General features: G+C 64.0%; 23 protein-coding genes. 3 read left to right on the forward strand and 20 right to left on the reverse strand.

Annotation, left to right across the window (positions count from 1 at the left end; genetic code table 11):
* Positions 1–117: 117 nt before the first annotated feature.
* The 9 genes from CE_RS13000 to CE_RS13040 all read right to left on the reverse strand — a co-directional run bounded on the left by CE_RS13000 (position 118) and on the right by CE_RS13040 (position 8808).
* Complete coding sequence (locus CE_RS13000) at positions 118–465, reverse strand: heat shock protein transcriptional repressor HspR (protein WP_006769010.1); 348 nt, start codon at positions 463–465, stop codon at positions 118–120.
* Between the two features lie 169 nt (positions 466–634).
* The gene (gene dnaJ / locus CE_RS13005) at positions 635–1822 is read right to left on the reverse strand and encodes a molecular chaperone DnaJ (RefSeq protein ID WP_006769009.1); all 1188 of its coding nucleotides are present in this window, start codon (positions 1820–1822) and stop codon (positions 635–637) included.
* A 237-nt stretch (positions 1823–2059) separates the two neighbouring features.
* Entirely contained in the window at positions 2060–2773 is a 714-nt protein-coding gene (grpE, locus tag CE_RS13010; protein WP_006769008.1) for a nucleotide exchange factor GrpE, read from the reverse strand.
* The gene (gene dnaK, locus CE_RS13015) at positions 2773–4632 is read right to left on the reverse strand and encodes a molecular chaperone DnaK (RefSeq protein ID WP_006769007.1); all 1860 of its coding nucleotides are present in this window, start codon (positions 4630–4632) and stop codon (positions 2773–2775) included. Before dnaK ends, grpE begins: the two co-directional genes overlap by 1 nt.
* 269 nt (positions 4633–4901) lie before the next feature.
* The gene (locus CE_RS13020; protein ID WP_143758476.1) at positions 4902–5528 is read right to left on the reverse strand and encodes a hypothetical protein; all 627 of its coding nucleotides are present in this window, start codon (positions 5526–5528) and stop codon (positions 4902–4904) included.
* Entirely contained in the window at positions 5521–6777 is a 1257-nt protein-coding gene (locus tag CE_RS13025; protein ID WP_006769005.1) for a hypothetical protein, read from the reverse strand. Before CE_RS13025 ends, CE_RS13020 begins: the two co-directional genes overlap by 8 nt.
* A 135-nt stretch (positions 6778–6912) precedes the next feature.
* On the reverse strand, positions 6913–7509 hold the full coding sequence (locus tag CE_RS13030; protein WP_011076018.1) for a SipW-dependent-type signal peptide-containing protein: 597 nt from the start codon (positions 7507–7509) through the stop codon (positions 6913–6915).
* Between the two features lie 55 nt (positions 7510–7564).
* The gene (locus tag CE_RS13035) at positions 7565–8101 is read right to left on the reverse strand and encodes a SipW-dependent-type signal peptide-containing protein (protein WP_162096723.1); all 537 of its coding nucleotides are present in this window, start codon (positions 8099–8101) and stop codon (positions 7565–7567) included.
* Between the two features lie 275 nt (positions 8102–8376).
* Complete coding sequence (locus CE_RS13040) at positions 8377–8808, reverse strand: signal peptidase I (RefSeq protein WP_006769002.1); 432 nt, start codon at positions 8806–8808, stop codon at positions 8377–8379.
* A 242-nt stretch (positions 8809–9050) separates the two neighbouring features.
* Here CE_RS13040 and CE_RS13045 point away from each other — a divergent pair, with 242 nt between their 5' ends.
* Positions 9051–10352 (forward strand): AI-2E family transporter, encoded by a 1302-nt coding sequence (locus CE_RS13045; protein WP_173362618.1) that lies wholly within the window; start codon positions 9051–9053, stop codon positions 10350–10352.
* Between the two features lie 11 nt (positions 10353–10363).
* On the opposite strand, the gene CE_RS13050 is transcribed toward CE_RS13045, so the two are convergent.
* From CE_RS13050 to CE_RS13090, 9 genes are read right to left on the reverse strand one after another with little or no spacing between them, the layout of a single operon-like run.
* A complete protein-coding gene (locus tag CE_RS13050) occupies positions 10364–10933 on the reverse strand; it encodes a nucleosidase (RefSeq protein WP_006769000.1) in 570 nt (189 codons plus the stop codon).
* A 9-nt stretch (positions 10934–10942) separates the two neighbouring features.
* Positions 10943–11917, reverse strand: coding sequence for an LLM class oxidoreductase (locus CE_RS13055; RefSeq protein ID WP_231295109.1), 975 nt, complete (start codon positions 11915–11917; stop codon positions 10943–10945).
* Between the two features lie 18 nt (positions 11918–11935).
* Positions 11936–12907, reverse strand: a complete 972-nt coding sequence (locus CE_RS13060) for a sulfite exporter TauE/SafE family protein (protein WP_006768998.1) — start codon at positions 12905–12907, stop codon at positions 11936–11938.
* A gap of 36 nt (positions 12908–12943) precedes the next feature.
* Positions 12944–13681, reverse strand: a complete 738-nt coding sequence (locus CE_RS13065; protein ID WP_006768997.1) for a sirohydrochlorin chelatase — start codon at positions 13679–13681, stop codon at positions 12944–12946.
* 24 nt (positions 13682–13705) lie between these two features.
* Positions 13706–15043 (reverse strand): sulfate adenylyltransferase subunit 1, encoded by a 1338-nt coding sequence (locus CE_RS13070; protein WP_006768996.1) that lies wholly within the window; start codon positions 15041–15043, stop codon positions 13706–13708.
* The gene (gene cysD / locus CE_RS13075; RefSeq protein WP_006768995.1) at positions 15043–15969 is read right to left on the reverse strand and encodes a sulfate adenylyltransferase subunit CysD; all 927 of its coding nucleotides are present in this window, start codon (positions 15967–15969) and stop codon (positions 15043–15045) included. The genes CE_RS13070 and cysD overlap by 1 nt, the downstream gene beginning before the upstream one ends.
* On the reverse strand, positions 15966–16751 hold the full coding sequence (locus CE_RS13080; RefSeq protein WP_006768994.1) for a phosphoadenylyl-sulfate reductase: 786 nt from the start codon (positions 16749–16751) through the stop codon (positions 15966–15968). Before CE_RS13080 ends, cysD begins: the two co-directional genes overlap by 4 nt.
* Positions 16748–17011 (reverse strand): hypothetical protein, encoded by a 264-nt coding sequence (locus tag CE_RS13085; RefSeq protein ID WP_006768993.1) that lies wholly within the window; start codon positions 17009–17011, stop codon positions 16748–16750. Before CE_RS13085 ends, CE_RS13080 begins: the two co-directional genes overlap by 4 nt.
* Positions 17008–18702, reverse strand: a complete 1695-nt coding sequence (locus tag CE_RS13090) for a nitrite/sulfite reductase (protein WP_006768992.1) — start codon at positions 18700–18702, stop codon at positions 17008–17010. Before CE_RS13090 ends, CE_RS13085 begins: the two co-directional genes overlap by 4 nt.
* 416 nt (positions 18703–19118) lie before the next feature.
* Here CE_RS13090 and CE_RS13095 point away from each other — a divergent pair, with 416 nt between their 5' ends.
* Positions 19119–20492, forward strand: a complete 1374-nt coding sequence (locus tag CE_RS13095) for an FAD-dependent oxidoreductase (RefSeq protein WP_006768990.1) — start codon at positions 19119–19121, stop codon at positions 20490–20492.
* A 184-nt stretch (positions 20493–20676) separates the two neighbouring features.
* On the opposite strand, the gene CE_RS13100 is transcribed toward CE_RS13095, so the two are convergent.
* Positions 20677–21645 carry a hypothetical protein gene (locus CE_RS13100; RefSeq protein WP_011076023.1) on the reverse strand — a complete coding sequence of 323 codons (969 nt, stop codon included), beginning with the start codon at positions 21643–21645 and terminating at the stop codon, positions 20677–20679.
* 171 nt (positions 21646–21816) lie between these two features.
* On the opposite strand from CE_RS13100, the gene CE_RS13105 reads away from it, so the two are divergent.
* Complete coding sequence (locus CE_RS13105) at positions 21817–22275, forward strand: hypothetical protein (protein WP_041628386.1); 459 nt, start codon at positions 21817–21819, stop codon at positions 22273–22275.
* On the opposite strand, the gene CE_RS13110 is transcribed toward CE_RS13105, so the two are convergent.
* Positions 22214–23041: an NADPH-dependent oxidoreductase gene (locus CE_RS13110; protein ID WP_006768987.1), complete on the reverse strand. Its 828-nt coding sequence runs from the start codon at positions 23039–23041 to the stop codon at positions 22214–22216. The two genes, CE_RS13105 and CE_RS13110, sit on opposite strands and share 62 nt — an antisense overlap.
* Positions 23042–23049 lie beyond the last annotated feature (8 nt).

Here is a 23049-nt window from a genome sequence, read left to right on the forward strand (position 1 = left end):
ATGGAGAGGACCGGCGTGGTCACGAAAAAGAACACAGAAAAAGGGTGGTGCATGATCACCATGCACCACCCTGTTTCTCTCCGGCCCCTGTTATGAGTTGCGCCCCTTGCGTCATTCTCACATCACGAGTGCCGTGGACCGGGGTACGTGGACCAGTTCACCGCGGGGTCGGCCCCGGCGGAGTTCGTCCTTGAGTGACTCGTTCTCCGCCTTGAGGTTGCGGAGGGAGTCCTTTAGGCGGCGGTTCTCCTCACCGAGTTCGATGATGGCCTTGATCCCGGCCAGGTTGACCCCGTCCTCCTGGCTGAGCCGCTGGATCTTGCGCAGGAGTTCCACATCATCCCGGGTGTATCTGCGGCCGCCATTTCGGGCGCGGCGTGGGGTGACCAGCCCCATCCGGTCATAGGTGCGCAGCGTCTGGGCATGCATGCCGACGAGTTCAGCGGCAACGGAAATGACATACACCTCGCCGCTGAACCCCGTGTGCTCGGAACCGTGGTGCGGTTCCTGACCGTTGTCGTGGTCCTGGTGCTTGCTGGTGGTAGAAATTGTTCTCGTCGCCTTCTCCTACTGTCCCTGCCTCGCCTCCCGGACGTGGGGATCCTTGACGGATATCTCCCATCCGGGTGGCGGTCTAGCGGTTATTCCCCGCCCAGTTGGCACGGGGGTCGAAACCTGACTTCTTCTCTGCCTCCGCATAGGTGCGCAGCGCCTCGGCTGCTTCATCACTGAGGGTGGGTGGGACGGTGACCTGCACGGTGACCATCAGATCACCCTTGGCGGTGCGGGTCTCCACACCACGGCCCCGCACACGCAGGGTGCGTCCGTCCGGGGTGCCCGGCGCGAGTTTGAGCTTGACCGGTTTGTCCAGGGTGGGCACGGAGATCGCCCCACCCAGTGCCAGCTCCGAGAAGCTCACCGGCACTGTGACGTGGATGTTGTTGCCCTCACGCTCGAACACGGGATCCTCCTTGACGTGGACACGGACAAAGAGGTCACCGGCGGGTTTGCCGTTGGGGCCTGCCTCCCCCTGACCTGCGAGACGGACCTTCTGGCCGTCTTCGACTCCGGCCGGGATGCGGACGGTGATGGACCTGGTGCGGCGCACGGTACCCCGCCCACGGCAGTCGACACACGGATCGGTGATGACCTCACCGGTGCCGCCACAGTTGGTGCAGGGCGCGGAGAAACCGAAGGCGCCCTTGTTCTCCGAGGTGAAGCCGGAGCCGTTACACTGCCCGCATTTGGAGGGCTGGCCCGAGGCGGACCCGGAACCGTGGCAGGTGTTGCAGGGTGCCTCACCGGTCAGCTCCACCGGGATGGTGGTGCCCTTGGCGGCCTCCCGGAATTCGAGGGTGATGTCGGTTTCTACATCCGCCCCCCGCGTCGGCCGAGCTGACTGGCGAGGACTACTGCCGCGGTTGAAAATGCCACCGAAGATATCGCCCAGACCGCCGTCCGCAGAAAATCCTCCACCCGGTCCGGCTCCTCCGAAGAGGTCGGACGCATCGAAGCCCTGCGTCGAGCGAAACCCGCCGGGGAAGTCGGCACCCCCGCTTCCGAATCCACCGCGGATCCCACCGGATGCGAGCAGTTTCTTCAGGTCGTCGTATTCCCTGCGTTTGGTCTCATCGCCGACCACATCATAGGCCTCGGCGGCCTTCTTGAAGCGGTCCTCTGCAACCTTGTCCCCGGGGTTCTTGTCCGGGTGGTTCTCGCGGGCGAGTTTGCGATAGGCCTTCTTGATGTCCTCGGCACTGGCGTTCTTGGAGACACCCAGGTCCGCGTAATAGTCTTTATTTGCCCATTCTGCATTGTTCACTGGGCATCTCCTCCCCTCAGTTCATGATGTGTGAGGTATCTAAATCGTGTTATTCACAAGTTCATTAATGTGCTGCTTATTAAAGTATTCCATCCCGTCGCCGGCTATCCGGTGATGGGAAAGGGCGCGGGGCCTTTCCAGACACCGCGCCCCATGTTGGAGGAACCACCCTGGGGTGGTGCCACGCTTATCGACGAACCCCTGTCCGCCTCCAGCACCATCGCCGGTGCGGGTGACCTACTTCTCCGGGTCGGCGATGATGACCATCGCGTTGCGGATCAGCTTGTCGTTGAAGCGGTACCCCTTGCGGAGAACCGTTCCGAGGACCTTGGTGTCACCCTCGGAGAGATCCTGAACTGCCTCATGGATCTCCGGGTCGAAGGTGTCACCAGGCACACCGAAGGCCTCGACCTTGAGGCCGGTGAGGGTGTTGCGGAACTTGTCCGCGAACGCCTTCAGTGGTCCTTCCTCCAGGTCACCGTGCTGCTCAGCCAGGTCCAGATCGTCGAGGATCGGGAGGAGCTTGCTGACCACGCCGGATTTGGCGGTGTCGATGATCCCTGCGCGTTCCCGCTCGGTACGGCGACGGTAGTTCGCGTACTCGGCGGTCACACGCTGGAGATCCTCCGTGCGCTCGGCCAGCTGTGCCTCGGTGGTCGGCAGGTCACCGGTGGCCTCCGGGGTGTCCGCGACACCGAGTTCTGCGTCGATGTCATCGAGGACCGCCTGGAGGTCACCTTCGAGATCCTCCTCGAGGGTGGGATCGCGGTCATCCTCACGGGCGTCGACAACAGGATCCGGCTCGGTGGTCAGCAGGTCATCGTCCTCTGAGCCACCCTGGGTGCGCTCGGCCTCCTCGATGAGGTTTTCAACCTCGTCGGGGTGGATGCCCTCGTCGTCGGTGGCGTCCGGGTCACCCGGGTTGTCGGGGAGTTTGTAGGAATCGGTCATTACTTGTCGCCGTCCTTCTTCTCCTCGGAGACATCCTCGTCCACGACCTCGGCGTCGACGACATTGTCGTCTGCTGCACCCTCGGCACCGGCGTCGGCCTGGGTGGCACCTGCGGCGGCCTCAGCCTCGTAGATGGCCCTGCCCATCTCCTGGGACTCGGTGTTGAGCTTGTCGACGGCGGTCTTGATCGCGTCGATGTCCTCACCCTTGAGTGTTTCCTCCACGCCCTTGGCGGCCTCCTCGACCTTGCCCTTGAGCTCCTCGGAGATCTTGCCGTCGTTCTCCTCGACGAACTTGTGGGTCTGGTAGACGAGGGATTCCGCGTTGTTGCGGATCTCCTGCTCCTCGCGACGCTTCTTGTCCTCCTCGGCGTGGGCCTCCGCATCCTTGATCATGCGGTCGATCTCCTCCTGGGACAGGCCGGAGCCGTCCTGGATGGTGATGGTGTTCTCCTTGCCGGTGCCCTTGTCCTTGGCGGTGACATGGACGATGCCGTTGGCGTCGATGTCGAAGGTAACCTCGATCTGTGGCACACCACGTGGTGCCGGTGCGATGCCGCCGAGCTCGAAGGAGCCGAGCAGCTTGTTGGCGCTGGCGATCTCACGCTCACCCTGGAAGACCTGGATCTGCACGGAGGGCTGGTTGTCCTCAGCGGTGGTGAAGGTCTCGGAACGCTTGGTCGGGATGGTGGTGTTGCGCTCGATGAGCTTGGTCATCACGCCACCCTTGGTCTCAATGCCGAGGGAGAGCGGGGTGACGTCGAGAAGCAGCACGTCCTTGACCTCACCGCGCAGGACACCGGCCTGCAGGGCGGCGCCGACGGCGACGACCTCATCCGGGTTGACACCCTTGTTCGGCTCGCGGCCACCGGTGAGCTCCTTGACCAGGTCGGTCACGGCAGGCATACGGGTGGAGCCACCGACCAGGACAACGTGGTCGATCTCGGAGACGGAGATGCCGGCATCCTTGATGACCTGGTTGAACGGGGTCTTGGTGCGGTCGAGCAGGTCCTGGGTGATGCGCTGAAACTCCGCACGGGAGAGGTTCTCATCCAGGAACAGTGGGTTCTTGTCCGCATCAACGGTGATGTACGGCAGGTTGATGTTGGCATTCTGGGAAGCGGACAGCTCGATCTTGGCCTTCTCGGCTGCCTCACGCAGACGCTGCAGGGCCATCTTGTCCTTGGTCAGGTCGATGCCGTGGGAGGACTGGAACTTCTCGACCAGCCAGTCAACAATACGCTGATCCCAGTCATCGCCACCGAGCTCGTTGTCACCGGAGGTGGCACGCACCTCGACGACACCGTCACCGATCTCGAGGAGGGAAACGTCGAAGGTACCACCACCGAGGTCGAAGACCAGGATGGTCTGCTCCTGCTCACCCTTCTCCAGGCCGTAGGCCAGGGCTGCGGCGGTCGGCTCGTTGACGATACGCAGGACGTTCAGGCCTGCGATCTGGCCGGCCTCCTTGGTGGCCTGGCGCTGGGAGTCCTCGAAGTAGGCGGGAACGGTGATCACGGCATCGGTGACCTCCTCGCCCAGGTAGGCCTCAGCGTCGCGCTTCAGCTTCATCAGGATACGCGCGGAGATTTCCTGCGCGGTGTAGTTCTTGTCGTCGATGGCCACGGACCAGTCGGTGCCGATGTGGCGCTTGACGGAGCGGATGGTGCGGTCGACGTTGGTGACAGCCTGGTTCTTGGCGGACTGGCCAACCAGCACCTCACCGTTCTTGGCGAATGCCACCACCGACGGGGTGGTGCGGGAGCCTTCGGAGTTTGCGATAACTACCGGCTCGCCACCTTCAAGTACTGATACCACGGAGTTGGTGGTACCCAGGTCAATTCCTACTGCACGTCCCATGTCATTTCCTCCTGTTGTTTCGGTTTTCTTTCGGTGGTTGACTGCACTCAGCTCAACTTAGGGCACCAGCCTAATAGACACCCTTGAGTGGATCACACTCAACCTTACACCTTTTGCAACGAGCTTAACCACAAGGTTATTCCCTGTCGGCTCAACTTTGGTCATTTCCGCTGGTATTTAGGGCCAAACGGGGGCAAACCCTGAGTCAACCCGGATCAATTCCGGGTGTTGTGTTCGCTCAGGGCCGACACCCGAAGACCCCTATCCGCCTATGGGAGCGTCGTGGTTGCGGTGACAGACCAGGTTGCCTGGGCGGTACCCGGGCTGGTTCCGGCGAGCAGCCAGTTGTTGTCATTCATCCACACCCTGACGCACAGCCCTACAGGCTCCCCGGTCTGCCCGATGCTCGTGGGCTGTCCCAGATCAAACGGGGATGAGGTCTGCCCGCGCAGGGCTCCGGAGGCGATGGGTTGCGCGCCGTTGATCCCGTTCGCGTTACAGGCGGGCGGACTCAGGTAGATCTCGCCGCGGAGGGCCGTGGCGAAGGCGGTATCCGGTAATCCGGTCTCAGACACGATGGCCGAGGAGGGGGCATTCGTGCCCGCACCGGGGCGCACCCAGAGTGGGGAGTAGACGGCATTGGCCTCCCCCACCTTCAACTCCATCTGCCCAGCCCCGAAACCAAGCGTGGCTGATTCCGCCCAGCTCATCCCGTCGGCGGACCCCTCGAGGTTCAACACCGGCTGCACCGTGGTGCGGAACTCCGTCACCGCGACGTGGGTGGTGGCCCGCTGCACCTGCGTGACGACGAACGGCACCACCACCACTGCTATCAGTCCCGCCAGGATGCACAGCAGTGCCGTGACCCGACGCCGGGTTGTCAGGAAGCTACCCATCACCATCACCGCCTGGCTCCTCGTCGGGAGGTGCAACGGTGGTCGTAGGGGTGGGAGTGGCCACTGGAGTCGGAGTTGCCGAGGTCGTGGGAGCGACGGTGGTGGGCGTTATCGAGGTCGTGGGGATCACGTCAGGGACAGGTGACGCGACACCGTCGACGACCGGCCGGATCTGGGCGAGGGCGCCGTCCACAAGCACCACCTCCACGACGGGGACCGGTTCGCCGGCGGTGGGCGCGTCGAAAAGCTTCCAGTTGGTTCTCTCCACCCCGCCGGAGGTGGCGATCTCGGCGAGGACAGCCTCGAGCGCGAGGCGGTCCAGCGCGTCGAGTTCCCGGGTGGCCAGCAGATGGTACTCCCCGCCCTGCCAGCTCAGGGAGTCCTCGGTGGTGAACCCGGAGGTCTGCGGGCTGCCAATTGCGGAGGTGAGCGGCGGGTCCTCCACAATCGGCGGGGCCATCTCGAGCTGCGGTGGTGCCTGCATCAGGCGCATCGGTTGCTCGCTGCCCATGGTGAATCCGCATTCGGAACGGAAAGTCACGGTATGCCAGCCGGAATCGTATGAGCTCAACAGCCTGGATGCCGTTGCCCGAAAGTCAAGCCGGACCTGTGAATATGCACGCCCATCCGGAGCCACACCCCACTCGGGCGTCACCTGCACATGGGAGGTGCTCACCCCCAGCAGCGTGTCTCCTTTTTCGTCAATGAAGGTTGATCCATTGTTGATGGTGGAAAGTGAGACTTCCGCTCCACTGGTGACAAGACCGAGGGTGGTACTCGCTCCGTACTGCACGGTTCCGGTGGGCCTGCTGGCAATCATCCTCGGAGCGTTATTCTCATCCACGTAGCACCGGACCCCCGTGGTGATGGAGGGTTGGTTGGTGCTCGGCGAATCAGTGTTGATACCCACGGACCCGCCATCGAGCCCCAGACCCAGCAGAGAGGAGTTCACGAAGAAGTCGTAATTACCCCGCGTGATCGAAGCCCCGGTGATGTCCCCCGATTGCGCGCACGGTCCCGGCGCTCCCGCCAGACCGCCATAGGCACACGCTTCAGCCGAATACTGGCGGTCCGCACTGTTCGCGCGGCTTGGCCCCTCGCTCCAGCTTTGGGTCTGCACCCCTGCCGGGGTGGTAATCTCCAGGGTACGGTTACCGAAACCACTGGTGACGCTGGACCTCGCCCACCGCGTGGTCACCTCGGGGGACTGGAACTGCGCGTCGAAGGTCACCGCATCGGTGGCCGGCATCAGGGGTGGCTGGTCCCTGCCCTCCTAGGCGCCCACCACCACGCTGGCAACACCCCAGGACAACGCCACAGCGGCAATGATGACCAGGGCGACCAGCACGGCGGGAAGGAAAAGCGATCCTCGGTCGTGAACCATCTACCCCACCCCCCTCTCGGTGACGTGGAAGTTCCACTCCACAGCACCGGTGGAGTAATTCCCGACACCCAGGTCTGCGGTGTCACGGAGGGTCGCCTCAATGCACAATGCCTGGGCTGCTCCGGGTCCGGACTCATCACCGGGCGGCAGTTTGAGGGTCTGTACCGAGGGGGTGAGCTGCCCCAGTGCACCGCTCTGCAACACCTGCCCGTGGATGGAGCACGCACCGGTTGCGACCGCGATATCCAGGTACTCGTTGAGGTCTGCCTGTTCCACCGTCGGGGCGAGCACTCGCACCTCACCGGAGGTGGCGGTGGCCATGCGGAACCACAGTTCCGTCTCCACCGGCTCCCCGGGTGTCAACCCGCCGAAGGGGATGCCGAAGTTGAGCACCACCGCCTCCCCCGTGCCACCGGAGCCGTCCTGCTCCCGGAACTCCCCGTCGGGGGCAGTGGCACTTTCCACGGCGAATCCGGTGGAGGTGAAGGTGCCGAAGATGGTGTCCGAATCCGACCACAGCGCCAGCGTCGTGACAGCACCGAGCCCCAGCACCACGGCGGATGCCAGCACCGCCCGGAGTTGTCGTTTCTGTGCCACTGTTGTTCACACCATTTCTGCTTGTCCCACCCACCTGCAGCCGGAATCATCCCGGCTACTGGACGGCATCGAATCTCCAGGTGACGGCACTACTTTCCGCCAGGTCCTCCCCATAGTCACCGGACAGGGTCACCTCGAGACAGTATGCCTGAGTGGCCTCCGCACCGAGGGTGAATTCCTCCCCCGCGGTGACGGCTGTTCCCCCTGCCACCGCAGTCGCATCGCAAAGGGGCCCGGCGGTGCGCACGAGTTGGTAGGTGAGGTCGGTGTCCAGGGTCAATGCCCCCTGTGCAGTCACGGAGTAGGTGATGTGGGCGGGGATCGTGCCGATGTTCTTCAGGTGGTATCCGGCGTAGACGGCGGTTCCGGGGACCAGGTTGTCGGAACCGGCGAAGGTCAGTTCAAGAGGGGTGTCGGTATTATTGCTCCAGGTCACACCATCAGCCGAACCGAGGATGCCGAAACTACCCGCCTGGAAGGAGCCTTCGAAGGTCTGGACATCACTCCAGGCGGCCAGGGTCACCACGGCTCCGAGTCCGAGTACCGCGCCACCTGCGGCCCCTGCCCGCAACCGACGCGATATCTGTCCCATGGTCCTGCCTGTCTGTTGGTCTGACGTGGAAAACCCGCTCAGAACGACCGACATCCACACCTGTTCTTAAGTTTTCTCCGAATCATTCCTCAGTAATTAATAATATAAGATCTACATTGTGAAATAAACCCCTCGCGCACTGCCTAAGGCAGTTGACCTGCGCACATCAAGGCTTCGTGCGGGAAATCACATGTTCTTCCCCTCCGCACCCCCTTGTTCCCCCTCGGGACGACGTGGCCAGAACGCCCACGTGACCAGGCCCGCCACCAGAACCGTCACCCCGCGAGAATCCGGGGATCCGCCAGCCGAGCGACCACATGTCCCCACCCGGGTTGCGACCAGAACAATAATTTCACCTCGTCCACGTGATACGGGAACGGGTCCGGTTGGTTGTTGGCATCACCCTTCATCTCGATGATGCGACCATCAGGAGGGTTGGCCGGATCAGGTTCATTCGAGATGACCCGGTGGGTGACCGGCAGCTGACCGGGCCGGTCCACGGTCACCACATCCCCCACCTCCGCCTCGGCGGCAGGAATCGTCCTGACTAGCGCCACGGAACCTGCGGGGATCTCCGGGGACATGGAACCGGTCTTGAACAGCATGATGTTGACACCGAAGAAGTAGGCGGCGATCACCGCCACCACACACACCACGCCAAACACGGCCAGCAGGGTCAATAACGACTCCCCCACCCAGGAGAGCACACGCCTCCCCCGTCCCGGCGTGCTCCTGTGCTTTGCGACGCCCACCCCTCCTCTGAGCAACCCATGCCAGCATTCCCGTCCAGACTAACAACCCGTTTGCCGGTAATCTTGCTGTCCATAGGGCATGCCCGCATACACGACTAGTAGTTGGAGCACTGATGAACGACAATTCCGACATTCCCCCACAGGCCCCGGGGCCGGAACAGGATATTCCACCCCAACCCCACAGGCCGGGTAAGGACATGTCCGAGAAGCTCTCTGAGGCGGTCGAGGGTGATCTCGAGAATTTCGACTCCACCGAGTCCACCGACTCCACCGAGACGATCGACCGCGCCGCGGTGATCGGTCGCGACGGGCGGTGGGCTGCCGGTTGGGCGCTGCGTTTCATCGTGTTCGTCATCGCTGGGTGGATCCTGTGGCAGGGACTCGCGGTCATCTGGGCCGGCTTGTTGCCCATCCTGCTGGCACTGCTGGCGTGCACGGTGCTGTGGCCGGTGACCAAGTTCCTCCGCGACCACAAATGGCCACCCGCCCTCGCGGCGATCGCCACCATCCTCGGGTTCTTCCTCATCATCGGTGGCATCTTCTCCGCCATCGCCCCGAGTGTGATCAGCCAGTCACAACAGGTTTATGAACGGGCCTATGGGGGCATCCAGTCCCTGCTCGACCAGTTGCAGAATGGTCCACTGAACCTGGATCTGGGGCGTGTTGATGAGTTCGTCAATGACGCCACCCAGTGGATCCAGGACCAGGCCTCCAATATCGCCTCCGGCGTGTTCACCGGTGTGTCTGCTGCGACCACCGTCGTGGTCACCATCGTGGTGATGTTCGTCCTGACATTCTTCTTCCTCAAGGACGGCGTGAACTTCCTGCCCTGGCTGCGTAAATACACCGGCGACAACGCGGGTTGGCACCTCACCGAGGTCCTGACCCGGTCGTGGAACACCCTGGCGGGCTTCGTGCGCACCCAGGCGCTGGTCTCGCTTGTCGACGCCGTCCTCATCGGCATCGGTCTGGTCATCCTCCAGGTCCCCCTGGCGCTGGCCCTCGCGGTGATCACCTTCTTCGGCGGTTTCATCCCGATCATCGGTGCATTCACCGCCGGTGCCCTCGCGGTGATCATCGCGCTGGTGACCAACGGCCTGACCAATGCGCTGCTGGTTCTCGCCCTGATCGTCCTGGTTCAACAGATCGAGGGCAATGTCCTCCAGCCGTTCCTGCAGGGCAAGGCCATGCAGCTGCATGCCGCGATTGTGCTGTTATCCGTCACCGTCGGTTCCACCCTGTTCGGTATCCTGGGGGCCTTCCTCGCCGTGCCGGTGGCCGCCGTGGTTGCTGTCTGGTTCCGCTACCACGCGGAGATGGTGTCGCTGCGCTCCGGTGAGATCACCGTCGATGACATCAAGATCCAGACCAAACGTTCCGCCAGCAAGACCGGCACCACCTCCACGGAGGCTTTCCATGCGGTACGGGAGCGCCTGGCCACTATCGGTCGTCGTAAGACACCATCCGAGCGTTCGGGTTCCGCGCCGGTGGCGGACTGAGTCCTCCCGCCTCAGGTGAGGAAACGGTGGGTGATCAGGGCGTCGTAAAGCTCCCTCGCCCCGGCGTCGACCGCCTCGAACCAGGTGGTCGCGGCGGTCTCGTCGGCATTGTCACTGACCTGCTTGAGCAGGGTGACCGGGATGCCGAAACTGTCGGCGACCGCCACGACCGCCGCGCCCTCCATATCGCAGAGATCGGCGTTCGCCGCGAGCCGGTCGCGGGTGGTGGTGTCGCTGATGAAGGCATCACCGGTGGCCAGACGTGCCGAGGGCAGTCGCCCCGTGACCGGGAGGATACGGCCGTTCGGATGCGGGCGGCCCATCATCTGTGAGATGAGGTCACTGGAGAAATCATGCTGGTAGACGTGGTTGACCTCGAAGACGCCACTGATGCCGTCACGCAGTGCCCCGGCCGTTCCGATATTGATAATCTGGTCGGGTAGCTGCTCACGCCCGGCCAGCTCCCGGGTGAGCCGTATCGCACAGCCCAGGGTGCCCACGCCGGTGATCAGCAGATCGGTGCCGGCGGGCAGGTGGGCGGCTTCTTCACGGGTGGCTGAGACAAAGAGTGTTGTGGTCACCGTTTTACCCTAACCGACCCGGGGTTCCGCCCCCGTGAACCCCGGCAGGACCTCAGCGATCAGGTCATCCAGCACCTCCTCCACCGGACGGGTGCCACGCTTGAGCCCCAGGATCACATGGTCCACACCCATCGCCTCCAATTCCTGCAGGATCTCCACCAGCCGCCGGGCACCGACGCGCCACCCGAATTTGATCGCCCCCGCCGGGGCGTGGGCGTCGGCGTGCAGATCCAGTGACATCGACATGGCGAAGGGTTTGGTGTTGCCGTCCTCCCGCCACCCGGCGATGTAGGTCCGCTGCGTCTCCAGGGGTCGCTGATAGGTCACATGCGCATCGGCGTGTTCACGGTGCCAGGCCATGGACTGCAGGCAGGATCCCACGGTGAGCAGCGGCGGACGCACCGCCATGGGCTTGGGAATCACATCCCCGCCCCACATCCGCCCACCCGACCACCGGATGCCCCGCTTCTCCGTGGTCCAGGCCCGCTGCATCACATCGAGATGCTCACGGAACACCTCATCGCGGGCCCCGCTGTCCGCACCGAACGCCGGGTACTCACTCGTGCGGTCGCCGGTGGCCACCCCGAACAGGAACCTGCCACCGGTGAGGTGGTCGATGCTGGCCGCCTGTTTGGCCAGGTGGAGCGGGTGGCGCAGCGGGGCGACCACCGCAGCGGTCCCCATTGCCAGGGAGCTTGTCGACGCCGCCAGATACCCCAGGTACGACACCGGATCCCAGGCCTGTCCCACATCCCCGAAATCGGGATCACGCAGCGGGATGTCACGCAACCACACCGCAGCGAATCCGGCGGCCTCCACGCGCTGTATCAATCCGATCTGGCGGGGGATGTCCACATCGGGGCGTTCAGGATCACCGGAATCCAGCGGCAGGGCCAGTCCGAGGGTCATGCGGTTGCTGGGGAACACCCTGCGGAAACCAGGCAGGGAGGTCACCGGCAGGGAGGACAGGGTGAAGGGATCCATGTCCCCCACCATAGAGAATCACTGGCTGCGCACCTTGAGGGGTTTATCGGTGGTGTCCGGCTCAGACGTGGCAGGTGTGTGCTCCCCCGCGGCATCAGCTGCAGCCTCGGCGGCGAGTGCCACAGCCAGGTTGGTGCGGTAGCGACGGATACCGATGATGGTGAAGACGACACCGAGCAGGACGATCGCCAGCTGCACGATCCAGTCGGAAGCAAGCTCCACGCCCAGGGCGTTCCAGACCTTCGGGGCATTCAGCGCGACGATGGTGGTGCCCACGAAGCCACCCAGTGCGGTGGCGTTGACGCGGCTGATGAGCCAGGCGGCGATGGGGGCGGCGATCGCGCCACCGATGAGCAGGGCCACGACGGCGGCGAGATTATCCACCAGATCCGACCACAAACCGATGATGAAACCGAGGGTGGCAGCCACCGAGACGAGAAACTCCGCGGTGTTGACGGTACCGACGATCTTGCGTGGTTCGGTGCGTCCCAGGGTCATCAGGGTGGAGGTGGTCACCGGCCCCCAGCCGCCGCCACCGGAGGCGTCGACAAAGCCACCGACGATGCCCAGTCCGCCGAGGAAACCGGCGGAGTGCGGGCGTTGCGAGAAGGTCCGGCGCACCCGCCCCTTGCTGAACCGCCACACCAGATTCATACCGATCAGCGCCAGAATCGCCGAGGTGACCGGGGCTGCGGCCTCCATGGAGAGATTGGACAGGAAGGTCGCGCCGGCGAAGGCACCGATGGCACCGGGCACTCCGAGGCGGAGCACCACCTTCCAGTCCACATTGCCGAATTTCCAGTGGCTGATGCCGGAGACCAGGGTGGTGCCCACCTCGGCGGTGTGGACCACCGCGGAGGCCTGCGCCGGGCCCAGGCCGGCGAGCATGATGAGGATGGTGGTGGAGGTGACACCGAAACCCATGCCGAGGCCGCCGTCGACAAGCTGGGCCGCCAGGCCTGCGATTGCGATCAGGATGAGTGTCTGCATGTGTGTCCTTTATGGGCGGTGAGAAAAAGCAGGAGGTCAGGCGCGGGATTCTGTGAGCAGCTCACTGAGGGCTGCGCGGTAGCGGGCGGCCACCAGTGGGGCCAGCGAGGTGGTCAGGGGTGCGGAATGGGTGATCCGGGCACCGGTGGAGGCGGCGATGTTGTCCACCTGGTCGAGAACCCGGTCCAGAAGGAGCCCCTCGGTGACAAACAGCGGCAGGATGTGAACATCGCTGTGCCCTCGGGAGGCCTCGATCACCGCCGCCCCACCGAAACCGACACCGGGACCGCTGGTGGCATAGACCACCTCGGCGGAGTAGCCGGAGCAGTGCGCGACAGCGTCAGCCAGGCCCTCCACTGCGGTGTTCGCCGCGGCATCGGAACTGCCCACGGCATAGAGGATGATGTGGGCACCCACCGGGAGTGAGGGGGGTAGGACGTCGCAAAGCACACCGGCGACGTCCGCGGAGGTACCCAGGTGGGGACCGACCAGGAGGGTGACCCCGTGGCGCTGCTGCGCATTACTAACGGCCTCCGGAACGTCAATCTTGTTGTGGAAGGCGTCGGTGAACAGCAGAGGCACCAGCGCCGCCCTGGTCACACCCTGTTCCGCGAGCTGACCGACGACCTCATCGAGGGAGGGGTCGGCGAGCTCCAGGTGTGCCTCCACGGCATCGACCTGCAGCATCCGGCCGGTCGCCGCGGTGAGCGCGGTGATGCCGGCGGCGGCCGAGGGCTTGCGGGAACCGTGGGACAGGGTGATCAGGGGGATCATGGTGCTTTTCCTAACTGGGCTGTTCTAGATGTCCCAGGTGTCACGCAGGCGGTGGCCGACGAGGCCGGCCGCCAGGGTGTCACCCGAGCTCTGGTCGATGAGGAGGAAGGATCCCACCGCGCCACGGGCGGCGTAATCCTCCACGGGAAGTTCGGAGGCGACATCGATGCGCACATGCGCGATGTCGTTGAGTCCGTAGGACTCCGGTGCCTCATCGTCGTTGCGACCGTCGATGTCCAGGACACGTTCGATGGCGGCGATGCGGCCGCGTTCGAGGGAGGTGCCATAACGGACCTTGACCGGGGCCCCCGGACGCAGCTCACGGTCGGTGAGCCCCACGACGGTGGCGTTGAAGCTGCGGACAGCCTCCGGGCGGTCCGCACCGGCGATGAGCTCGCCACGGATCAGGTCGATCTCATGCGCCAGGCGCAGGACCACCGCATCACCGACCGCCGCGGACTGCTGGGGGCCGTCGGCGGAATCGATGTGGGTGACCTCGGTGGTGCGACCCTCCGGCAGGTAGACGGTGTCCCCCACCGCAATGGAACCGGCGGCGATGGTGCCGGCGTACCCGCGGTAGTCGGTGGCGTGTTCGCGGATGACGGTCTGGATCGGGAAACGGAAACCCAGGTCATTGGCGCGGCCACGGGCGACCTCGACGGTCTCGAGGATCTCCAGCACGGTCGGGCCGGTGTACCAGTCCATGTTGGTGGACCGCTCGGCGACATTGTCGCCCTTGAGCGCGGAGATCGGCACGACGCGGGCATCGGCGATGCGCAGGGCGGTGGCCAGCTCGGTGAAGTCCTTCTCGATCTGCTGGAAGACCTCCTGGGAGTAATCCACCAGGTCGATCTTGTTCACCGCCAGGATCACGGTCTTCACACCGAGCAGCGCGGCCACCGAGAGGTGACGACGGGTCTGCTCGACCACACCGTGGCGGGAATCCACCAGCAGCACAACCACCTGGGAGGTGGACACACCGGTGACGGTGTTGCGGGTGTACTGCACATGGCCTGGGGTGTCAGCCAGGATGAAGGTGCGCTTGTCGGTGGCGAAGTAGCGGTAGGCCACGTCGATGGTGATGCCCTGTTCACGCTCGGCACGCAGGCCGTCGACCAGCAGGGACAGGTCCAGGCCCTCGAAACCGCGGTCGGCGGAGGTACGCTCCACCGAGGCCAGGGTGTCGGCGAGCACGGACTTGGTGTCATGGAGCAGACGACCGACGAAGGTGGACTTGCCGTCATCGACGGAGCCAGCGGTGCACAGACGCAGGGTCTCGCGCTGGGCGATCTTGGCGGCGGTGGTCTTGGCGGTCTGGGCTGCCGGGGTGTCTGTGTCGGGGTTCAGGGTGGGGGCGGTCATCAGAAGTAGCCTTCCTTCTTACGGTCTTCCATGGCGGATTCGCTGAGTCGGTCGTCGGCGCGGGTGGCGCCACGCTCGGTGAGGGTGGAGGTGGAGATCTCCTCGATCACATCGTCGATGGTGCGTGCCTCGGACAGCACGGCACCGGTGCAGGACATGTCACCGACGGTGCGGTAGCGCACTGTCTTGGTCACGATCTCCTCACCCTTCTTCGGGCCACCCCACTCGCCGGGGGTCAACCACATGCCATCGCGCTCGAAGACCTCACGCTGGTGGGAGAAGTAGATGGGGGGCAGTTCGATGCCACGGGCACCGATGTACTCCCAGATATCCGCCTCGGTCCAGTTGGAGATGGGGAAGACACGGATGTTCTCGCCCGGCAGGTGGCCACCGTTGTACAGGTTCCACAGTTCGGGGCGCTGGCGGCGGGGATCCCAGCCACCGAAGGAGTCACGCACGGAGAACACGCGCTCCTTGGCGCGGGCGCGTTCCTCATCGCGGCGGGCACCACCGAGCACGGCGTCGTAACCCTGTTCGGCGATGGTCTCCACCAGGGGCACGGTCTGCAGTGGGTTGCGGGTGCCGTCGGGGCGTTCCTGCAGGTCACCGCGGTCGATCCAATCCTGGACCTTGGCCACGCGCAGGCGGGCGCCGGTGCGCTCGACCAGACGGTCCCGGAATTCCAGGACCTCCGGGAAATTGTGGCCGGTGTCCACGTGCAGCAGCTCAAAGGGGACGGTGGCCGGGGCGAAGGCGCGGCGGGCGAGTTCGTAGACCACCACGGAATCCTTGCCGCCGGAGAACAGCAGGCCGATCTTGTCGAACTGGCCGGCCACCTCGCGCAGGATGTGGATGGATTCGTTCTCGAGGTCTTTCAGGTGTGGGGAGAGTTCGGTCTGGGTGGCTGGTGAGGTAACTGTGGTCATGAGTGAAGTCCGCATTCTGTCTTGGCGTTTCCGGCCCAGCGGCCGGCACGGGGGTCCTGTCCCTCTGCGACAGGCAGGGTGCAGGTGGCGCAACCGATGGATGGGTATCCCTGGTGCGTGAGGGGGTGATCGATGAGGTTGTTGTCGGTGATGAACCGGTTGGTCTCCTCCAGCGACCAGGTGATGATCGGGGAGATCTTCAACCGGCCGGTGGCATCCAGCGACAGCGCCGGAGCCTGGGCACGGGTGGGCCCATCGGAGCGTCGCAGGCCGGTGATCCACCCCGCATATGGCGAGAGGCTGGCCGCGAGGGGCTCCACCTTACGCATCCGGCAGCACGCCGTCGGGTTGCTGCGGTACAGATTCTTTCCATAGAGCGAATCCTGCTCGGCGCGGGTGAGGATCGGCAGCGCGGTGACCAGGGTCTGGCTGTAACGCTCGTCCACTTTCCGGGCCACCTCGAGGGTCTCCTCGAAGTGATACCCGGTGTCCAGGAAGAGGAAATCCGCCTGCGGCAGGTGACGGGCGGCCAGTTCGGCCAGCACGGTGTTCTCCATGCTCAGCGTGACTGCGACACGGCCCGGCACGTGCTCCGCCGCCCACTCCAGGATGGTGGCGGCATCGGCGTGGTACAGCTCGTCGGCATGCTTGTCGACGAGCTCCCGGTTGCGGTGTGCGACCTCTTCGGGGAGGGGTGCGGTGGTGCGGGGGCCCTCCGGGGAGACCTCTGGGTCCTGGGTGGGACCGGCGTTCTTCAGTGCGTTGACGGTAACGAAGCTCATTGCTGTGTGTCCCCTCCTTCGGGTAGCTGGTGGCCGTGTCTGGCCAGTGATTCCTTCAGTGCCTGCGATGTGGATTTCGCGGCCGCGGGCCTGGTGACGGGGTCATCCTGGCCGTGGTACTTCACCTCGAACACCCGGGTGCAGTCCGCACACAACCAGGCGAACTCGGTCTCCTCATTGGGGAAGAGGACCTCACCGGCGCAGTAGGGGCAGAACAGCGGATGGTTGCGGTTGGGGTTCGGCTTGCGGCGCAGACTCAACTCAGATCCTCCTCCGCGGCGCGCTGGACCCACTCGCGGAACTGCTCGCCCTCGGTGCGCTGCTCCTTGAATTTGGTGACCACGCGGGTGACGTACTCCCCGACCTCATCGGCGATGACCTTGTGGCCCTTGAGCTTGCGTCCGAAGTTGGGGTCCAGGTTCATGGAACCACCGAGGTGGACCTGGAAACCCTCCACGCGGTTGCCGTCGGCATCGGTGACGGTCTGGCCCTTGAAGCCGATGTCGGCGACCTGGGTGCGGGCGCAGGAGTTCGGGCAGCCGTTGAGGGCGATCTTGATGGGGACGTCGAGGTCGCCGATGCGTTCCTCCAGCTCGTCGACAAGCTCGATGGCACGTGACTTGGTGGTGGCGTGCGCCAGCTTGCAGAACTCCAGGCCGGTGCAGGAGATGATGCCGCGGCGGAACTCCGACGGGGAGGAGTACAGGCCGACCTCATCCAGGTCGCGGGCGACCTCGGTGAGCTTCTCGCGCTCGATGTCGAGGAAGAGCAGCTCCTTGTCCGCGGTGGTGCGGATGCGGCTGATGCCGTGCTTCTCGGCGACATCGGCGATGGCGATGAGCTGCTCACCGGTGGTGTGCCCCACGGTCGGCTTCACACCGAGGTAGAACTTCCCATCCTTCTGCGGGTGGATGCCGATGTGGTCGCGGTAACCTGGATTGGTGGTGATCTCAGGCCCGTCGATGAGCGTGCGCTCGAGGTACTCGGTCTCAAGCACCTCACGGAACTTCTCGATCCCCCACTGCGCGACCAGGAACTTCAGACGCGCGCGGTTGCGCAGACGACGGAAACCATAGTCACGGAAGATACCGGCGACACCGGCCCAGACCTCGGGCACTTCATCGAGAGGGATCCAGGCACCCAGTGGCTGCGCGAGCATCGGGTTGGTGGACAGGCCACCACCGACGAAGCACTCGAAACCGACACCGTGCTCCGGGTGGACCGACGGCACGAAGGAGACATCCTGGATCTCGTGGGTGACATCCTGGCGGGCGTTACCGGTGATCGCGGACTTGAACTTACGCGGCAGGTTGTGGAACTCATCCCGGTCGAGGTAGCGCTCGCGGATGGCATCGATGGCGGGGGTGGCGTCGATAAGCTCCTCGGCGGCGACACCCGCAACGGGTGAGCCGAGGATGACGCGGGGAACGTCACCGCAGCCCAGCATGGTGGTCAGGCCGACCGACTCGAGTTTCTCCCAGATGGTAGGCACATCCTCGATGCGGATCCAGTGCAGCTGAATGTTCTGACGATCGGTGAAATCGGCGGTGGACCGGGCGTAATCACGGGAGATCTCACCGACGACGCGGAGTCGCTCCGGGGAGGCCTGGCCGCCGTCGAAGCGCACGCGCATCATGAAGAACTCATCCTGCAGCTCAGCGTCCGGGACCTGACCGGTCAGCTCACCGCCGAGGTCCTGTTTGCGCTGGGTGTAGATGCCGAGCCACTTGAAACGTGGCGCGATGTCATCCGGGTGGATGGAGGAGAAACCCTGCTTGGAGTAGATGTCGATGACCCGCTGCTTCACCTCGAAGGCAGCCTCATCCTGCTTGACCTCCTCGACGTGGTTGAGCGGCGCGGTGCCGTCGATCTTCCACTGCCCCTCGGGCTTGGGCTTGCGAGCCGGGCGGGCTGGCTTTGCTGCTTGTGCCGGCGCGGTTGTTGGCGACATGGTGTTCCTTGCTCCTGACAACGTGGTGCCCCACCGATCCTGTGGAGGCTGGTTCAACTTCTCTATCTGTCAGTGACTGAAGCTATACGTACCGATCTGTCTACAACAACCCTTAAATTCAGGATGTGTCGTGGATTTCACTTGAAAAAGCAGATTTAAATTGTTTTAGCTGGGGCTTTAAGGGTAGCTATAGTATGAATTGAATAGACTGGACGGTCTATATCTTGCAGAAATGATGAATTTAATCGGGAAAATGCTTTGCAGATCACGCCACTACTGTTAGCTTTACAGACCAAGCGGTCTATGGAGCTGTCTAATTGAATAGACAGAGTGGTCGGATCCCGCCGGCCCCACCACCGCATGACAATCCCCCAGAACACGCCCCCGCACCCTCGGGCACGAAAGGTTTCAAGCAGATGACCACCCCACTGCGCGTCGCCGTCATCGGCGCTGGCCCTGCCGGTATCTACGCATCCGATCTCCTCATCCGTAATGAGGAGCACGAGATCCACGTCGACCTCTTCGAGCAGATGCCCGCCCCCTTCGGCCTGATCCGCTACGGTGTCGCACCGGACCACCCACGCATCAAGGGCATCGTGAAGTCCCTGCACAACGTGCTGGACAAGCCACGCCTGCGCCTGCTGGGCAACATCACCATCGGCCGCGACATCACCGTCGACGAGCTGCGCGACTACTACGACGCCGTGGTGTTCTCCACCGGTGCCGTCCGCGACCGCGACCTGAACATCCCGGGCGTGGATGCCGAGGGCTCCTTCGGTGGCGCCGACTTCGTCGGTTTCTACGACGGCAACCCCCGCTTCCCCCGCGACTGGGACCTGTCCGCACGATCCGTCGCCGTGATCGGCGTGGGCAATGTCGGCCTGGACGTCGCCCGCATCCTGGCCAAGACCGGTGATGAGCTCAAGGTCACCGAGATCCCCGACAATGTCTACGAGAACCTGAAGCGCAACCAGGCGAAGGAGGTCCACATCTTCGGTCGCCGTGGACCTGCCCAGGTGAAGTTCACCCCGCAGGAGCTCAAGGAACTCGACCACTCCGACACCATCAACGTGGTTGTCGACCCCGAGGACATCGACTACGACGCCGCCTCCGAGGAGGCCCGCCGCTCCTCCAAGTCCCAGGACCTCGTCTGCCAGATCCTCGAGCAGTACGCCATCCGCGAACCGAAGGACGCCCCCCACACCCTGCAGATCCACCTCTTCGAAAACCCCGTGGAGATCCTGGAGAAGGACGGCCGCGTCGTGGGCCTGCGCACCGAACGCACCGAACTCGATGGCAACGGTGGGGTCAACGGCACCGGCAAATTCACCGAATGGCCAGTCCAGGCGGTCTACCGCACCGTCGGTTACAAGTCCGACGCCATCGAGGGCGTGCCTTTCGACGACCAGAAGCACGTCATCCCCAATGACGGCGGCCATGTCCTCCAGGCACCCGGCACCGATCCCGTCCCGGGCCTCTACGCCACCGGCTGGATCAAGCGCGGACCGATCGGTCTGATCGGCAACACCAAGTCCGACGCGAAGGAAACCACCGACATGCTCGTCGCCGACGCCGCCGCCGGCAAACTGGATGCACCGAAGTACACCGACCGCGATGCCATCGTCGAGCTTCTCGATGAGCGCAACATCCCCTACACCACCTGGGAAGGCTGGTACCGCCTCGACGCCGCCGAGCGCGCCCTCGGTGAGGCTGAAGGCCGCGAGCGCAAGAAGATCGTCGACTGGGAGGAAATGGTCAAGCACGCCCGCGAAGTGCCGGTGGTTGTCTAGGGCTGCTGTTGTTTCACGGTTCCGGGCGTCCGCAGGGGCATAGACGGTGACCTGTGAGCGCAGGGGTGCTCACAGGTCACCGTTTGCGGACTAAATCCCGCCCCACCAACCTGAAACCTACACAGACGGTGACCTGTGAGCGCAGGGGTGCTCACAGGTCACCGTTTGTTCCGGAGCCCCATGTCTAGACTGGATAACGTGGGTAAAGAGATCCTGAGGGTTGTTTGTCCTGCGCACGTCCCCAGCCGAGGCCCTGTGAAGTCCATAATCGCTGGTCCAGGGGGCGCCCCTTGCCAAGGTCGAGTTCGCGGCGGAGATCATGGATCCACCGGCCACTGGTGAAGGTCTCGGCTGTCACCCGGATCATGCGGGTGCCCAGATTCAGCAGGTCTTTTTCGCGGCGTCGCTCCTCCATCAGTGCCTGCTCGGTCGTCTGATCGGGGGAGCACCGGTACTTACCGCGGCCGTCGTATTCGACCAGGACCGATGAATCAGCGAACAACGCATCCGCGCGTCCGAGAAATCGCCCTGACTCATCGATGATCGATGCCTGCAGGTGCGGTGCGGGGAAACCGTTCTCCCACATCGCAACCCGCAGGGCAGATTCACGTGGGCTTTCCGAGGCGCCGTGAACCAGTAAGAGTAGATCCTTCAGGTTGCCCACCCCCTTGCAGCCGGTGAGGTGGGTTGCGTGTTCGCTCAACTGGGTCAGGGTGAACAAACCGTGATGCAGGCAGTGGTCAGCGGCGGTCACCGCATCAGCAAGTGGATGCCATCTCCCCAGGTCAAGGACGGTCTGGAGGGGTGTCGTCACGGATACGCCACGGTGGAGCTGGGGTGGTTGACCCGGGATGGAGGCCAGACGACGCATGCTGACCAAGTCGGTACGCAGCCCACCGTGCCCGTTCAACCGGGCCAGTTCCACCCGCCCCGGAATATCACCGTAGGGGATACCCCATATTGCGGCTGCTGCCTTGCCTACCAGGGTGTATTTGGGATAGCCATACCCTGTGGCGGCACACCGGAGCTGGAAGCGATCCCAGGGTTCGAGTGAGTCGAAGGTCGCGCGGGGGACGAAGATCCCCGGGGCCAGCTTGGATACCTGCCCGTCCCGGTGACGGCGGTAGATGTTTCGTCTTTTCGTTGTCGGCATCTCTGATGCCCTGATGAGTACCCCCATGCCTCTGAATCAACCAGTCCTGCGGAAAGGTCGCAAAAAGTTATCCACAGATGAGGTCGGAAACGCGGAAACACGGCGTAGCCTGTGAATAACTCGACAGCAGATCTGTACCCCACCTGGGGTGAAAGGCGTATCCTGAGATTCATGCTGACTTCGGATTCGGCCCATATCTCAGTCCTCGTGAATGCCAGACCCCATGATGTGTATGAGATCGCCCGTGATGTGAAGCGTCTGTCCCAGTGGGCGGCCGGCCTGGCCACCGGCAAAGTAGATGTCATGAACGATGATCTCGTTGTATTGCATGCCCCGATGGGCCCGGCACGCACCGAGTTCGTGCCCCGCAATGAGCTGGGCATCCTCGATCACACCGTCACCCTCTCTGATGGCATCTGCGCCTACAATCCCCTGCGTGTCACCCCGCATCCCTATGGGGCGGAGGTGACGTTCACCGTCCTGCGGCTTGACTCCACCGATGCCGAGTTTGAGAGGGACTGCCAGTTGGTCCGGGAGGATCTCCGCAGGTTGGCTCTGCTGGTGGAGGCTATCGCAGGCCAAAGCCAGCTTTTTCTAGCACGCGACGAACGAGCCGACGACTGGTTTTAATGATGATCTCCGCGCCGAGGCGGGAGACAAACTGGTGTGACCACAGCTGGTGCTGGCCATACCGGGAATAGTACGTGTTCAGGGCGGTGTCATAGGCGTCGACAAGCTCCGGGCGCGGCGCCCCGTAAACGTCCCAGTGCAGGACCGCCTCCTGCGGCAGGCGGGGTTGGATACCGGCGCGCTCGGTGGGATCGGGGTGGCCGATGGCCAGGCCGACCACCGGCACGACGTGTGTGGGCAGGTGGAGAAGTTCCTGGACGCGCTCCATGTCATTGCGCATCGACCCCAGATAGACCGTGCCCAGGCCCATCGACTCCGCCGCGATCGCCGCGTTCTGCGCCATGATGCCGGCATCCAGGAAACCCAGGCCAGCCTCGTCGAAATACTCCAGGGCACCGAGTTCCTTGCCGTCGCGCTCCGCAAGCAGCCGCGCGATGGAATGATCGATGCACCAGATCAGCACCACCGGTGCGGTCTCGATGTGGTTGAACATCTGCCGTCCGACGACCTGCAGTTCCTTCTTGATCCCCGCATCCTGCACCGCCACCACGGAAACGGTCTGCTTGTTGGAGGAACTCGGCGCGGACTGCGCGGCCGCCACGATGGTCCGGATCTGCTCCTCGCTGACAGTTTCATCGAGCCATCTGCGCACCGACCGGTGGCTGAGGATCACGTCGAGGGTGTCATTCCGCTCCCCCGGTTCCCAGTCGATCTCGGTTCCATACCTCGCGTTGAGAAGTTCCCGCGGGTTGTCTCTGCCGGTCATGGCGGATG

It is taken from the genome of Corynebacterium efficiens YS-314, assembly GCF_000011305.1.
In the GTDB taxonomy this organism is placed as follows: domain Bacteria; phylum Actinomycetota; class Actinomycetes; order Mycobacteriales; family Mycobacteriaceae; genus Corynebacterium; species Corynebacterium efficiens.